A 15,054-nucleotide genomic window follows, 5' to 3' on the forward strand; every position below is an offset into this window, starting at 1 on the left:
AAGTTCCGAGTTCCGAGCTTGAAGTTCCGAGTTCCGAGCTTGAAGTTCCGAGTTCAGAAGGCGGAGTTCCGAGTTCCGAGCTTGGAGTTCCGAGTTCCGAGGTCGAAGTTCCGAGTTCAGAAGGCAAAGTTCCGAGTTCCGAGGTCGAAGTTCCGAGTTCAGAAGGCAAAGTTCCGAGTTCCGAGGTCGAAGTTCCGAGTTCCGAGGTCGAAGTTTCGAGTTCAGAACCTGGCACTTGGGGTTCTGAAGGGAAACTATCAACTTCGGCAGTCGAAGTCTGAAGCGTTTCCCTTGCTTCCGCTCTGATAGATAGGGTAATTTCCCCCTCAAAGGTGAACTTAAAGGCGTTAGAGAGCAAGTTGAGGACAATTTTTTCCCACATCTCGCGATCGACATACACCGCTTCCGGCAACGGTAAGCAATCGACAATCAGCCGCAGTTCCGCCCGCTCGATCGCAGATCGAAATACACTCGCTAGTTCGGTTGTGAACTGTGCCAAATCGGTCGGTTCATAAACGGCTTCCATCCGTCCGGCTTGGATGCGAGAAAAGTCGAGGAGCGTATTCACCAGTTTCAGCAGGCGAAGACTACTGCGATGAGCCAGATCTAAGCCTTCTCGATGAGCGGGAGGGAGCGTGCGATCGCTCAACGCATCTTGCAGAGGAGCCAGCATCAGGGTTAGCGGCGTGCGGAATTCGTGAGAAACGTTGCTAAAGAAGATCGTCTTGGCGCGATCAAGTTCTGCTAGAGTTTCGGCGCGTTGGCGTTCTTTTTCACGGGCAACCTGTTCTCGAACCCGTTGAACTTCTGATTTACGCAATTCTTCTTCAGCGCGAGCGCGTTCGACTGCTGCCCAAGTGCGCTCTGCCGTCTCTTCGACGATTGCAACGTCATTCTTGCTCCACCTTCGCACTGTGCTGAAGGTAACGACAAAAATGCAAACCCAGCGATCGCTCTTGACGAGCGAAACCGCGACCAATGCTACAGCGTTTGCTTCGGTGAACACCGCCCGTGTCGCTTGACTCAACCTTTCGTCCGCGTTCACATCCTCGACAACGACCGTTTCGCCCAGCCGCAATCGCTCGCTCACCTCGCCGAACGTGCTCACAGGTAGGCGTCCGAGCAGTTTCGGGTAGTCGCTGCCCGCGTAATTGTCGGTGATGAGATACGTTTCGCCATTGTCCTCAACCTCGGCATACAGTGCGCGTCCTCGGTGAACTTGTTCACCGAGGACGCGCGTCGCCGTTCGTTGAATTTCAATTGGGTCGGAGAGCGATCGCAGCGCATCCGACAACTTGACCCGAAACGCATCCATCTTGGCAGCTTGACGCAGTTGTTCTTCGGACTGTTTACGCTCAGTGATATCTTGGGAGACGACTGCAACACGGCGATCGCTGACATCACCGACTTTAACCACGTAAAAGTCATACCATTTTTGATCCAGTGGGCTATATCGCTCCAATCGCTCACTTTTGCCTGTGCGGGCAACACGACCAAAAATCTCATACCAAGAGGGTTCATCATTCGGGTTAATTTCCCTGAGCCATCGTCCGGTGAAATCTTGCCCAAACATAGCGATCGCCGCTCGATTTGCCTCCACATATAGGAGGTCAACGGGCTGATCGGTTTCATCAAAAATCACATCAATGAGAAAATGCCCTTCATCAATAGAGTTGAACAGCGATCGATATTTTTCTTCCGACTCGCGCAGGGCGGCTTCTGATTGCCGCTGCTCGATCAGGTCGGCGGCTTGACGCACCAGTAAATCGAGAAACCGCAGTTTGCGATCGTTCGGTCGATAGTGTTTGCGCCAGTGGGTCGAAAGCATGCCGATGAGGTTGCCCGATCGCGCAATCAACGGGGTGGACTGTGCCGAGAGATAGCCAGCCTCAACGTGCACTCGCATCGATCCGTCGGGGTCTTCGCTCTGGGGCACATCAAAATCAACGAAGGCGCGGTTACCTGATGCCAGCGCCATCCCACAGGACGTGTTTGAACTGGCCCTAACGCGATAGAAATGATCGGTCATTGTGCGATCGAAGTTCTGGGTGGCAAGCAGCACCAAATCTTGCGTCGCTTCATCGAAAGTTTGAACTGAGCCTGCATCGGCCTGGGTGAACGTAATGGCAGCCGCCATAATTTTTTGATAGAGCGCCTGAATGTTGCTTTCAGTGACCAGTTGTACACTGAGGTCTTGCAGCAGTTGCGTATCTACAAGATCCGCCGCAATGGTTGCGTCTGACCGCTTTTGATCGGCTCTGTACTGTTCCCCTTCATCTGCAAAGACAACATTCTTTGCCAATAATTCCTGAAATTGGCGTTGAGCCAGTAGGGCAGCAGCGGTAAAGTCTGCCAAACCCGTCATCACCCGCACATCTTCCAGGTCAAAATGACACTGTTCATCGTGCGACATCATCCAGATCGTGCCAAAGGCGTGGCAATCTGAGATTAGGGGCACCACTAATGCTTCCACGATTCCTTCGGAGTGGCGCTCTGCGCTAAGCGGTGTGTTCGCATCCTGGAAGTCCGTGTATCGTTCGGGATAGGAAAAAAGCAGGGGAGTGCGGCGCTCAAGACAGACGCTACAGAGGCTAAAGTTGCGGGGGGTGGTGCTATTGAAAGATTTACCCTTAAATTTGCCACTGACCGATTGTGCCAAGGTTCCAGCTAATGCGTGAGCGCGAAAGACTTCTTCCCCTGCCGCTGTCGTTTCTAGCAAGCTCACCCCTGCTGAGCCTGCCTGACAGAGTTCTAGCGCTAGGTCTGCCAACGTTTGTATCAGACTGCCTGAACCATGTGCCATCTGTTGAGCTAGAGTCCGCATTGCCTGATTCTCTGCCTGCCAGTTAGGAGAACGAGAAGGGCGTCGAGATAGCTCCTCTGTGATCAAGATGTCGTCTAAGGTGACGATTTCAGGTTTTTGTCGTTGCATGGCACTTGTCGCTCCCCCACTGGAGCATCCGCAGAATTCATTAATAGTAATTGAACGGTAAAGGTTGCTCCACGTCCTGCTCCCTCACTGGCAACCTCGATCGTGCTGTGGTGCACAACCCTTCATTCAGCACTCAACACTTTCATCAATGCCCAGCCAATTGAGCCACCATCTCAATCCATTTAGTGGGATGAGCCAACTTGTGCAAATGTGCTTCAAAGCCCGCCTTCAGCGCTTTCTCCCGATCCTCGTCCAGATAAGCGGTGACCGCGACGGCGGGAATATGCCCTCCCTGCCCAGCTTCTAACGCCCGGATTTGCCGAATCAGGCTATAGCCATCCCCATTGGGCATCCGAATATCGCTTACCAACACGTCAGGATGGAACCGCTTTAGCTCCTCTAATGCCTCTGCTGCGCTGGTGGCTACCTTTACACCAATGCCAGAGGATTCCAAAATAGTGGTAATAAATTCGCGGATATCTGCTTCGTCATCGACTACCAGCACCCGTAAGCCATCCAGAGATTGAGGCAATATTCTCTCTTTTGCTCCAATGCTTTCTACGGGCTGTTGCCCAGCCAACGGAGCAATTTTCACTTTGGGCAACTCCATAGGCGAAACCACCTGATGAGATTGGCTCAAGTTGTACACCCCAATCCGCAGGCTTTCAATTAGCCCATCCGGATTGCGTACGATCGCAACATGCCACTCAGCCGCAAACGGCTGACCGTTCCGTGGGCATACATTCATCTGCCAAACTTGTGTCCCATGCTGTTGGGAAAGCTGGTTCAATCGAGTCCGAAAGGCTGAGCGATCGCCTTCTGCCACGTACAAAACGAGGGGTTTCCTGGCTAGATAACGTTCGGGGACGTTGAGGAGTTGGGCGATTGCCCGGTTCGCTTCCAGAATGGCACCATCGGTATTGGTCGTTAAATAGGCAATCGGTGAAGACTGAAACAAATCGCGATAGTGATAATACCCCGCAGTGGCTTGCTGATTTTGTTGGAGCAGATCTTCCTGAGTAATCTCGATTGCCTCCAAGTTCACCTGCATCTGCTCATAAATCGTGTGCAGATCTTCAAGTGCGGCATCAATTTCTTGCCAAGCTTTCGTATCTTCCCTTTGCAATGCCGCGATTTGCTGTCGAATCACTTGAAAATGAATTCTAACCGGAGCGTCACTCATAAATCATGCCTGGTGATGTACTATCTACTGGCTCTACCTGGCAGTCATTCTATGAGTTTTCACTCTATCTAAGGGGCACAGAGAGACTTCAGCAGATAAAGAGTTTTCTCCAGTCTAGTGAATCCGTAGAAGAAGCAACCAAAGAATTTGAAAGGCTTATGAATTGGGGTGCAATCAGAGTACATGTAATGTAGTGCCACGAAACGCTGAAAGCCCCTCAACTTCTGAATTTTAGGTGGCAACTGGTTGTGCCAGCGTAACATTCGTTTGGTGAGCAGATCGAAGATCGTGAGTTCTCCTTCAGTCAGCCTTTGCGCGATCGCTCGTTGCAAGGATCGCCGCGATCAGCTTGTCAGCGAGATCGAATAGGATGGATGGCTCATGAACTGGTTACTTAACCCCCAATATGAATCGCAGGCCGCAGTTGAGGGTTCTTTTCAGCCTTACGAAGCACTTCGCGCGTCACCACAGCAATATCACCTTCACCAAACAGAATGAAGCGCAGCAAGTATTGAATCGGATTGCCCTCTACCCAGCCGAAATAGGCGTGCGGCAACTTGTCGGTTTGGTCGCGAGTCGCTAACAAAATCGCCGCGATCGCGTTCGGGACAGCAGCGCTCTCAGCTCTCAAAATCCGATAGCCTCCAACCGTAATGCCTTTGACTCGCACACTGTTTGCAAACTCGGATGCGTCAGCAATTTGAACTTCTAAAAACAGAACCGCATCGGACTCTGGAATATGATTATCCTCCCGGACTTCCTGTTCTTTCCAGTAATATTCTTCGACATCTCCCGTGTTCAGCCGATTGGCAATGAACCGGACTGTATCTTGGCTGGCTTCGGTAATAAACCGACGCGCAGTTTCATCCATTTCAACTTGCTCGACCCGCAGCTCTGTAGATCGCCATACTCGCGAAACTAGTGAAGTCACAACGATCGCGCCAATAAAAAAGCCAGCAATCCGAATGCCTTCAGGTCTTTCAATAATATTCACAACGGTTGTGTAAAGAAACACCACCGTGATTGCTCCGAACGAAAAGATCGCTGGTTTTGCCCTATGGCGACGAGTCGAGAGGGTTACTGCGACTGCCGCCGAGGTCATTAGCACCAATACCCCCGTGGCATAGGCTCCACCCTGGGCCTCTACATCCGCTCTAAACAGAATGGTCACAGTGAAAGCAATGGCAGTATAAACCAGAACTAGCGGACGCGAGGCCCGCGTCCAGTCGGGGGCCATGCCATAGCGCGGTAAGTAGCGCGGCACAATGTTGAGCAATCCTGCCAGGGCTGAAGCACCCGCAAACCACAAAATTGCGATCGTGCTGAGGTCATAAACGGTTCCAAAACCATTTCCCAGATAACGATGAGCAAGATAGGCCAGTGCTCGTCCACTCGCTTCCCCTCCCGCTGCAAAGGCTGCTGGTGGAATCAGCAGGGTGGTCACCAAGCTACTGCTCAGCAGGTAAAAGCTCATAATCAGTGCCGCTGCGGTCAGTAGCTTGCGCGTGTTACGGATGCGTCCGGTTGGGTGTTCGTCGGTGTCGCTATCGCTTCCCTTCACTAGCGGCATCACAACTACGCCCGTTTCAAACCCTGATAAGCCTAACGCCAGTTTTGGAAACAGCAGCACTGCCACACCGAGCATTGCAACAGGATTGCTATGACTAGCAAACAAGGCGCGTTGCCAATCGATAATGACAGCAGGTTGATAAACAATTTGGGATACACTAACGCCAATTGTAATCAGATTCAAAAGCAGATAAGCACTGACCAAAAAAAACGCTAACCCAATCGCCTCCTGAAATCCTTTGAGAAAGACAGCCCCTAGTAAGGTAATGAGAACAAGCGTAATGGCAACCGCTTGACCATGCAGAAAGTGAGGGGCTAACGGATTTTCAATAATATGGGCCGTCGCATCCGCTGCCGAAAGGGTAATTGTAATGATGAAGTCAGTTGCGACAAAGCCCAACAGACAAAGCACAAAAAATTTGCCCTGCCACCACGGTAGGAGATGTTCCAGCATTGCAATCGACCCCTCCCCATGCGGGCTTTTGGCCGCAATCCGTCGATAGATGGGCAATGCACCAAACAGGGTTAACAACACCAAAATTAAGGTCGCCACTGGGGAGAGAGACCCAGCTGCTAACGCTGCAATTCCAGGCTGATAGCCCAAAGTTGAAAAATAATCGACTCCAGTGAGGCACATGACCTGCCACCAAGCATGGGTTCGATGGACATGCTCCTTGGAATAAGGGCCTTCCTGGGTTTGCTTGTCCTCTTCAAGCAGCCAGTGCACCGCTTTCTTGTAGTACCTGCCCGAGTTAATTGCGCGAATCATGCCCCTTCCACCTTGCTGATGAGACCGCACTGTCACATACCGCGCTATTTGATTTCTTACGCACTTTGAGGGAAAGGGACTCAAACAGCTCTAATTCACGAAATTCAGGTTGCTTTACCCTGAAAGCGCCGCTGGCTTTTCACCCACTTTTTCGACCCACTATGGTAAGAACTCATCCATCCGGTTACGCGACAGCAGTTAACTGGTTAATTTTACGCTCTAATCTAGAAGGACGTCCTGAATCTGTGAAGGCTATTCGTGGTCGCGATCGCTCTTTCAGAAATGAGTGGCCTGAAAGGAGCATTCCGTTTTGCGATGGAACAGAAAGCGTCCGTGAGCGATCGCAGCTTTGACAGGACAAATTTTTAGTCTTTAGGAGGACTAAAAGGAGCACATCCTTAGTAATCAACGACATTAATCTATGAAATTGCAGCCGAGATGTCGAAAAACATCGAAAACGGCACCAATTCTCAATTCGCGGAACTTAATGTGCGAATGTACAACAAAAGGCTTAAAAAGCCCGTGGCGAGGATTGAACTCGCGACCTCACCCTTACCAAGGGTGTGCTCTACCAAGCTGAACTATCTTCCCTATAGAGATTTCAAGCATTCTCAATAAATTTGTCTACCAACTGTCTACCAAATTTTTACCTTTTCTAACCAAGCATCGAAAATGCCCTATTTTAGGGGGCTTTAGACTTCTCAAGATTTTTCAACTTCCGAAACTAGTGTTGTCTTCTCAAAAATGGATTTAAGAATCATTTAACAATTTGCGGTAAATAAGAGATTGCGATCATTTGTACTCGTGCGTAAAATTGAACGTCAATTGCGTCAGACGCTTTAGTGAGTTTGTGCAGTGTTCAACATCCGGGAAAATAAACGATGGCTGACTCCGTGAATGTGTATCTGAATCGTTTCTTGGTACGACAGTTAAACGAGGCAGACTGTGCAGTGTGGCGCTACAACTGCACCTTTGACGCTATCCCTGAACCCGAAGCGATTTACAGGGAAGTGGGACGCATACTATGGGCAATCAAACTTCCCGGAGCCAGAATAGGGGCTGCGATCGCAACCCAAACTCCTATTGCTTCTGAAAATATGTCAGGGGAAGGCTGGTCATTACAACCTAGTGGACAGGAGGTTTTAGATCCTGAAGATTCCAGCGATCGTGCTGTGTTGGAGCAATTGGCGCGGCGCTGGCTAGAACAACAACTGCGCCAACGGCGTAAACCTTTTGAGCGTGCTATGGGTAGCGGTATCATTGTTTGGAGCAGCCAAAACATTGAACATGCTGGAGAAGGTTGGCAGGTGCATAAAGGGGCACATCTAAATATTGTGATTGATTCTCAAGGTTACCTTTACCTAGAGATTGATCAGCATTACCGCTTCTACACACCTTGGCTGTTTGAGGACTGGCTAGAGAATTACCCTGAAGCACCTATTGGGGTAGTTCGCAACACGTATGACGAGCAGACATGGCAAGTTACTCGTGTGAGTGAAGAATTACCAGAAACCGTTATGATTCCAAACTTAGGAATTAGTCTGGCAGATTATCACCTACAAAAAGGCGCGACCGACACAGAAATCATAGGTTCTAGAGTAGTTTACGTTCGGAGAACAACCGGAGGCAGCCGATCACAGGAAGTCGCACATTTATCAAGAAGGCTGCGACCTAGCATTTCGATGGAAGTTTTGAGTTATTTAGTCGAATCCGGTCAGCCTAATGCTGCCAAAGTATTCAAAAGCATCCGCCAACCTGTCGGAGTTCGTTTTGAAAAAAGTGCCGAGATCGCTAGTTGGTTTATTAAGAATATTTATGAGCTAAACGGCAAGGTAATTATCCCTCACGTCAAGCAGGGATTTTGCCTAGCGGCTGAGCCCTTGCTGGCTTGGAAAGGTACGGTTGCACGTCCTGAAGTCGCACTAAGAAGAGGGTGTCTGCGTACAGGGGAACTTAAATTCGGTTGTCTTAATTTAACTGGAGAAGCTCATTGGTCTGCCTTGGTGAAACAACAGTTAACGACAGTATCAAAAGCAAATGAGGTGGAACTTGATTTGGAAACTGTTCTGACTCAGCAAGATTTACCCGATCGGGAGATTGCAAGGCGACAATTTTGGCAAAGTCTTGCTCAAGATGACATTCGCACGATGTTGGTTATCAGCTCGTGGCTGGGGGATAGCAAGAAAACACAATTGCGCCGGGAAGCGCTACAGGCTGGTATTGCATTGCAATTTATGCTTCCTATGATTAAGCCCGATAAATATCGAGCTGCCAATATTACGCTCGGACTATTGGTAAAAGCAGGATGGCAACCCGTGGGAGTCAAAATGCTAGAGAATGAGCAAGCAGCAGACATCGCGATCAGCTTTGATGCAGGCACAAATCGAGAGATGTTTTACGGAACGAGTGCTTTTGCTGTGCTGGCAGATGGGCAAAGTTTGGGATGGGAGATTCCAGAGGCTCAACCTGGCGAAAGATTTTCGGGTAGAGCAATTTGGCATGCCGTTTTGAGCGTTGTCAGCCGGTTTGAAGAAGCGGTTGGGCGAAAGCCACGCCGCATCTTACTGATGAGAGACGGCTTCGTCCGCGAGAATGAATTTGATTTGACAATTCAAGAACTCGAAGTAGAGGGAATTGCGATCGATCTTGTGGAGGTTCATAAATCGGGTGCAGGAAGAATGGCAATTGTCTCGGAAGGCAAGTACTTCGATGCAGCACCAGGCGTGGCTGTTCAATTTGACGAAAACAGATTTCGCCTAGTGACAACGCGGGCAAAAGCAGGCGGAAGCGCCCGACCTCTAGAAATTGTCAGACTACATGGAGACGCACGCCTGGGTTTATTAGCGATCGAGTTATTTCGCCTCAGTCAGTTCCACCCGGCGAGCGCATTCACGCCAAGTCGTCTTCCAATGCCACTCCACTATGCCGATCGCATGATTAAAGAAGTACAGCGAATTGGGCAGATCGGAGTTTTACATGGAGTTGATCGAAAAAAGATTTTTGCTGCCTGATCTGTCTGTACTGCCACAAAACTGACATCTTTGTAACCTAGTTAGCCGAGGCTTCCGAAGGTCATGCTGGTGATCGATTTAGCGAATTTGGGAATGCTAGAGCTTATCATCTAATACTCACTCAGCCAGCGGTTTTCGATCACACTTAAACAAATCAGAAAAACTCATGATGTCCAACACAGCGAATGGTAACGGACAGGCAAAGCAAAATGGAAATCCTGCCATTCTTACCCGTTCTGTAACCCCCAACGAGAGTAGCTTTAAAGTACTTGATGCTGTTACCGCTGGCAATTTCAAGGTTGAAATTCTCGGCTACAACAGGCTTGCTGGCGTAAGCGACCCTTATACTGCTCAAACCGTTTTTTTTGCGAACCAAGCAGGAATGCAACTCAAACAGGTCAGGATTTCTCTAAAGGATGGAGAAGCGCAACTTGAAGCAGGTGCTTTACATTTCATGCGAGGGGGAATCGAGATTGAGAACAAAATCGGCGGGATGGCTGGTCTTGGAAAAGCTGTGATGAATAAGTTGCTAACCCAGGAAGCTGCCTCTATGCCACGTTACCGGGGTAGCGGCGAGATCTATCTCGAACCCTCCTTCGGTCACTTTCTGATTTACCATCTTGATAACGAAGAATTGATCGCAGACAAGCGTTTATTCGCGTGTAGTCAAGGCTCGATCGAAGTTGGTATTGCGATGCAGAAGAATCTTTCATCAGGACTTCTAGGTGGTGAAGGATGGTTTCAAACAAAAGTGCGTGGCACCGGAATTTGCGTGTTTGAATTGCCTGTTCCAGCCGAGGAAGTCATGTGCATTCAACTAAACAACGAAACTTTGAGAGTAGATGGCAACTTTGTACTCATGCGATCGGGCAATATCGAATTCACAGTTGAGAAATCCACCAAGAGTCTGCTTGGAACCTTGAGTAGCGGAGAGCTATTGCTGCAAACTTTCCGAGGCACTGGAAAAGTCTGGCTTGCTCCGACTCAAGGGATTTATCAGCAGATGCGAATGAACGGTATTCAAAGCCTGAGTCATACGCAAAAGACATCAGGCACGTCTACTTAATTCTGAAGATTATTGACCTGTTTTCTGAAGATTTCAGTATCCTACTTGTGTTGTAGATAGCATGAAAGCATCATTGTTACTTGGTTTCACGATCGCGTCTTTCTCTCTTCTCTTCGCTCAATCTGCTAAAGCAGAATTGCTGAATCTAGGTCGAGCTTCTGGTGGGCAAATGATCAAGCTTGATACTGAATCGATCCAACGAAATGGACGAACGATGAGTTGGTGGGCAGGCTTTACGTACTACCTGGGTGATGAACGGCTTAAAGCTGGTGCTCATTGTGGACAAGGCGTTTGGCAAATTGAAGGCGAGAAGAAGACTTATAAGCCGCAGTCTCAGACAACTCGCAATATGATTAATATCGTATGTTCGGCTCGACATATCGAGGAAAAGGAAGATATCGGCTATATGTTGGTGTTCGATCCGCCTTCCAATGTTCGATCAACACCGGGTGGTGCAGTCAAATGCACGATCAGTGCAATGCGCGTAATCTCAGTTTATGTTGAGCCTCGCGGTGATTGGTTCTCTACCGATGCTTGTGGTGGTAATGGATGGATTCATCGAAGCCAAGTTCGTGCTTTTCGCTAGAACACATCGATCTCTTCTCTCCCCATATCGATCGTCGGCTTTTCGGACTCTACCTAGCCTTGTTTTGAAGACACACTAATCGGATGCGATCGCAAACTTAAGCTCCATTTGAGCGCTGGTCGATTCCAATTACCGAGGTTATAGTGTGTTTAGGCGATCTGTCGTTGTAGCGTAACGAAGAAAGTCATACAAATATTTCAGCTTATCCATAACGGAGGCTGTTCTCGCAATGCACTTGCTTGAGCAGCCTTCGTTTTTTTTGCGAAAATCTAAATTCGCTATAGTTCAGATGAACTATAAAAGGCTGTATTGTTCATTCGATTGGAGTCACGATGAAAATTAAAGGACGTGGACAAGCAAAAATTTTGTCTTTGGAAGAGCGAGAGCGTTTCTTCTCAGAGGGGTTTCTATGTGCAAGAGATCGGGCGCTCAATGCAATCTGCTGCTACACAGCTTGTCGTATTTCTGAAGCTAGACAACTTCAATATAAGGATGTGTTTCATGCAGACAAAGCGCGGGACATCATCGTCTTTGGAAAAAATATCACCAAAGGTAAACGCGCAACCCGACAGATACCTATGCATTCAAGATTAGCTGAGTTTCTAGAGCAATATCAGCAAGAGTCGCTTGAACTGCTATCAATCAAGAAAAAAGTCAGGCAATGGGATTACAAAAGCCTTTCCTGTCCAAGCATTCTTTCGCCCGATGGCAAGATTATTTGTCCAAAATGCGAAAGCACACTAGTTACCACTGCTGGTCAATCCAGAGGAATCAAGATGTACAAGTGCAAAGCTTGTCTACATCGTTTCCAAGAGAAAACTGCTTTCACGGAATATCCAGAATTGAAAGACAGAATCACCAAACTGGGAGTTTTCAATTCGACAAGTTATGGGTTTCTGTTTCTCAATCCTCAAAATCCTTATTTATTTCCAGGCTCTGGTGGAAATGGCTGTATGTCTCTCACGACAGCCAAAGAGATATTTTCAGCCGCTCGTGAAAGAACTGCGATCGAAGGGTCTGCAACACATAGCTGGAGGCGGACTGCGCTAACTAATATGAGCGCAGATAAAGTTCCACTCAGGACAATGCAAAAGGTATCAGGCCATGAACGTTTGAGTAATCTTCAAAAGTATGTGGAGGTAACAAGAGAGCAAATGGCTGCAGCAATCAATCAATTACCGTTTTTTCAAGTTCAAAATGAGGAGCAGATTCCATGAAATTTGGGCGCTATGGTCAAGCAAAGATTTTGACGAAAGATGAAATCTTCCAGGTTTTGTACCACGGTTTGAAGCGATCTCGTGATCGTGCGTTAGCAGGTCTATGCCTGTATACAGCTTGCAGAATTTCAGAAGCACGACAAATGCTACTGCGCCATGCGTTCGATCGCGATGGAAACGTTCAACTAGATATGGTAATTCCTTGGCAACATACAAAAGGACAAAAAGACACCAGAGTAATTCCGACTCATCCCGAGCTAGCAGTACTGCTTCAACAATATCAAAACGAAGCTCACGCGCTGTTCCAATTAATAACACTCAAAGGTGCATGGGCACATCAGAGCCTTGCTGAAGGAGACAAGCTAAGGATCAGTGACTTGCGCTGTCCTCAATGCGGCTCAAATTGGATCCATCGTGCTGGCACGTATACCTATCGCGAACAATCAGAACCTCGATACTTTTGCAGAGCCTGCAATTATACGATCCGAGAACGCAATATCCAGACGAGCTTTACGAACCCATCCGTTGAGCCAAGTCCTAGCTACGACACTTATGGTGTGAAAAACTCAGCGAATTATGGCTTTCTCTTTGTTGATTCTAGTAACCCATACCTATTTCCTGGCAGGGATGGACAGGGCTGCTTAAGCTTGCGTCAATCTCTAAACATTATGAAAGAGGCTTTTGACGAAGTAGGTCTGATTGGCGCTTCATCGCACAGTTGGCGGCGGACTTCCCTAACGACTATGCATCGAGCAGGTGTTCCGTTAAGGACGATTCAGATGATTAGCGGTCATCGCAGTTTAGAAGCCTTGCAAGGCTATCTTGAGGTGTCAGAGGAAGAAGTCCGAGCAGCGATTAACACTTTAAAGTGAGGTTTGTTACCACAAATAAAAAAAATGTCAATGACCGACCAAATGGCAACATTCTCGATCGTAAAGATGGGGGAATTCAGCCGATTCTGATTTCTCATCACGCGGATGAGGTGCGACGCATTGAGCGAGGCTATGGTAGCGCGGAGCGTCCCCAGGATTATCTCGAAAGTTTTCGAGAATTTTTGCTGGAGAATCTGAACCAAGTTCCAGCATTGTTGGTAGTAACACAACGCCCACGAGATTTAACGCGATCGCAACTGAAGGAAATTCGATTGTTGCTGGATGCGAATGGATACACCGAAAAAGCGTTGCAGGTTGCGTGGCAAGAGACAACCAATGAAGAGATTGCGGCTTCTATCATTGGCTTTATTCGTCAGGCAGCGTTGGGAGATGCGCTGTTGCCTTACAGTGAGCGAGTCGAGCGAGCGATGCGGAAGATTCTTGCCAGTCAGGCTTGGACTCCACCGCAACGCCGCTGGCTAGAGCGGATTGGGAAGCAACTGAAGGTCGAAGTGATTGTAGATCGAGAGAGTTTTGACCAAGGTGCATTTAGAACCGATGGCGGTGGTTTTGAGCGCCTGAATAAGACCTTTGGCGGACAGTTAGATGAGATTGTCACCCAGATTTGCGAGCAACTTTGGCAAGACGTGAGCTAGGGCTGTATTGAGCAGAGTTTCAGAAATTGCGGGGAATTTCGATGAGCGCAGGCATATACGTGATTCAGGAGAACGGGCAACTTGTAGAGATGGCAGAACGAGCGTATGACTCAGAGGCATTGCTACAGGAACTGCTTGAGAAATATCCAAACCTACTGGCTGGCGACCAAATCAATAATGCTCACCCGAGGCGCTGGCTCTTGATCTCCCGGGAAATGAGTGTCCCGTTTGAAGAAGCGGGTGCAGGGCGTTGGTTTGTGGATCACTTATTTCTCGACCAAGATGGAATTTTAACGTTGGTCGAGGTGAAGCGGAGCAGCGACACCCGCATTCGTCGCGAAGTTGTCGGACAAATGTTGGATTACGCAGCCAATGGAGTTGCCCATTGGACAGTTGACAGAATCCGTACCAGTTTTGAAGCGAGCTGCCAAACCCAAGATCAGGAGTCAGAGCAAGTCTTAGCAGAATTCCTCAATGGCGATGCCGATGCTGAAAAGTTTTGGCAGCAGGTCGCGACAAATCTACAAATTGGCAAAATCAGAATGCTATTCGTCGCGGATCAAATTCCACTGGAGCTTCAGCGCATTGTGGAATTCTTAAACGTGCAGATGAACCCAGCAGAGGTTCTCGCGGTTGAAATCAAACAGTTTGTGGGACAAGGGCTGAAAACGTTGGTGCCTAGGGTGCTCGGGCAGACGGTGGAAGCTCAAAAGAATAAGAGCCTAACAAGTTCTGAGAATCGGCAGTGGGACGAATCCTCTTTCCGTAAAGCTCTCGAAGCCAGGCGAGGGACAGAACTGGTTGAGGTTGTTGACCAGCTCATAGATTGGGCGCGGCGTAAAGAACTCTATTTGTGGTGGGGCAAAGGGCTGAAGTATGGATCAGTCATACCGATCCTAAGCCAGCACGGAAAAGACTACCAGCTGTTTACAGTTTGGACGACTGGTTCGATCGAGGTGGGGTTTCAGTATTTACAAAATAAACGACCGTTTGATTCTGAAATCCACCTTCTAGAGCTTTTGTCTCGGCTCAACGCGATCGCGGGAATTGCTCTGCCTGCCACGGTGATGACGAAACGCCCTTCGCTGCCATTAACGGTGCTACAGCCTGAAGCCAGCCTTCAACAATTTTTAGCGGCGTTTGATTGGGTGATCGATCAGGTTAAGCTGAATTAAAGCAGATGTACTAGAAGA

At 48.6% G+C, this 15,054-nt stretch carries 10 protein-coding genes and 1 tRNA gene; 7 read left to right on the forward strand and 4 right to left on the reverse strand.

Going from position 1 to position 15,054, the window contains the following annotated elements; all coding sequences use genetic code 11:
* The 4 genes from AC5JLB_RS24540 to AC5JLB_RS24555 form a co-directional block, all read right to left on the reverse strand.
* A partial coding sequence (locus AC5JLB_RS24540) for a GAF domain-containing protein (RefSeq protein ID WP_495876453.1) occupies positions 1–2,932 on the reverse strand: 2,932 nt, incomplete at its 3' end.
* A gap of 145 nt (positions 2,933–3,077) precedes the next feature.
* On the reverse strand, positions 3,078–4,115 hold the full coding sequence (locus AC5JLB_RS24545) for a response regulator (RefSeq protein WP_495876454.1): 1,038 nt from the start codon (positions 4,113–4,115) through the stop codon (positions 3,078–3,080).
* A gap of 394 nt (positions 4,116–4,509) precedes the next feature.
* Positions 4,510–6,453 (reverse strand): APC family permease, encoded by a 1,944-nt coding sequence (locus AC5JLB_RS24550; protein WP_495876455.1) that lies wholly within the window; start codon positions 6,451–6,453, stop codon positions 4,510–4,512.
* Between the two features lie 520 nt (positions 6,454–6,973).
* Positions 6,974–7,036, reverse strand: a tRNA-Thr gene (locus tag AC5JLB_RS24555).
* Positions 7,037–7,334: 298 nt separating this feature from the next.
* Here AC5JLB_RS24555 and AC5JLB_RS24560 point away from each other — a divergent pair.
* The 7 genes from AC5JLB_RS24560 (at position 7,335) to AC5JLB_RS24590 (ending at position 15,036) form a co-directional block, all read left to right on the forward strand.
* Positions 7,335–9,464: an argonaute PAZ domain-containing protein gene (locus AC5JLB_RS24560; RefSeq protein WP_495876456.1), complete on the forward strand. Its 2,130-nt coding sequence runs from the start codon at positions 7,335–7,337 to the stop codon at positions 9,462–9,464.
* Between the two features lie 166 nt (positions 9,465–9,630).
* Complete coding sequence (locus tag AC5JLB_RS24565) at positions 9,631–10,530, forward strand: AIM24 family protein (protein ID WP_495876457.1); 900 nt, start codon at positions 9,631–9,633, stop codon at positions 10,528–10,530.
* A 61-nt stretch (positions 10,531–10,591) separates the two neighbouring features.
* On the forward strand, positions 10,592–11,116 hold the full coding sequence (locus AC5JLB_RS24570; protein WP_495876458.1) for a hypothetical protein: 525 nt from the start codon (positions 10,592–10,594) through the stop codon (positions 11,114–11,116).
* A 332-nt stretch (positions 11,117–11,448) separates the two neighbouring features.
* The gene (locus tag AC5JLB_RS24575; RefSeq protein ID WP_495876459.1) at positions 11,449–12,333 is read left to right on the forward strand and encodes a tyrosine-type recombinase/integrase; all 885 of its coding nucleotides are present in this window, start codon (positions 11,449–11,451) and stop codon (positions 12,331–12,333) included.
* Positions 12,330–13,205, forward strand: coding sequence for a tyrosine-type recombinase/integrase (locus AC5JLB_RS24580; protein ID WP_495876460.1), 876 nt, complete (start codon positions 12,330–12,332; stop codon positions 13,203–13,205). The genes AC5JLB_RS24575 and AC5JLB_RS24580 overlap by 4 nt, the downstream gene beginning before the upstream one ends.
* The gene (locus AC5JLB_RS24585; protein ID WP_495876461.1) at positions 13,202–13,861 is read left to right on the forward strand and encodes a type I restriction-modification enzyme R subunit C-terminal domain-containing protein; all 660 of its coding nucleotides are present in this window, start codon (positions 13,202–13,204) and stop codon (positions 13,859–13,861) included. Before AC5JLB_RS24580 ends, AC5JLB_RS24585 begins: the two co-directional genes overlap by 4 nt.
* A gap of 41 nt (positions 13,862–13,902) precedes the next feature.
* On the forward strand, positions 13,903–15,036 hold the full coding sequence (locus tag AC5JLB_RS24590; RefSeq protein WP_495876462.1) for a hypothetical protein: 1,134 nt from the start codon (positions 13,903–13,905) through the stop codon (positions 15,034–15,036).
* Positions 15,037–15,054: the final 18 nt, after the last annotated feature.

The sequence above is a fragment of the Myxacorys chilensis genome (assembly GCF_059505265.1).

Coding starts and splice junctions, on each gene's coding strand:
- AC5JLB_RS24545 (WP_495876454.1), bottom strand. CDS start 4,115: ATGAGTGACGCTCCGGTTAGAATTCATTTTCAAGTGATTCGACAGCAA.
- AC5JLB_RS24550 (WP_495876455.1), bottom strand. CDS start 6,453: ATGATTCGCGCAATTAACTCGGGCAGGTACTACAAGAAAGCGGTGCAC.
- AC5JLB_RS24560 (WP_495876456.1), top strand. CDS start 7,335: ATGGCTGACTCCGTGAATGTGTATCTGAATCGTTTCTTGGTACGACAG.
- AC5JLB_RS24565 (WP_495876457.1), top strand. CDS start 9,631: ATGATGTCCAACACAGCGAATGGTAACGGACAGGCAAAGCAAAATGGA.
- AC5JLB_RS24570 (WP_495876458.1), top strand. CDS start 10,592: ATGAAAGCATCATTGTTACTTGGTTTCACGATCGCGTCTTTCTCTCTT.
- AC5JLB_RS24575 (WP_495876459.1), top strand. CDS start 11,449: ATGAAAATTAAAGGACGTGGACAAGCAAAAATTTTGTCTTTGGAAGAG.
- AC5JLB_RS24580 (WP_495876460.1), top strand. CDS start 12,330: ATGAAATTTGGGCGCTATGGTCAAGCAAAGATTTTGACGAAAGATGAA.
- AC5JLB_RS24590 (WP_495876462.1), top strand. CDS start 13,903: ATGAGCGCAGGCATATACGTGATTCAGGAGAACGGGCAACTTGTAGAG.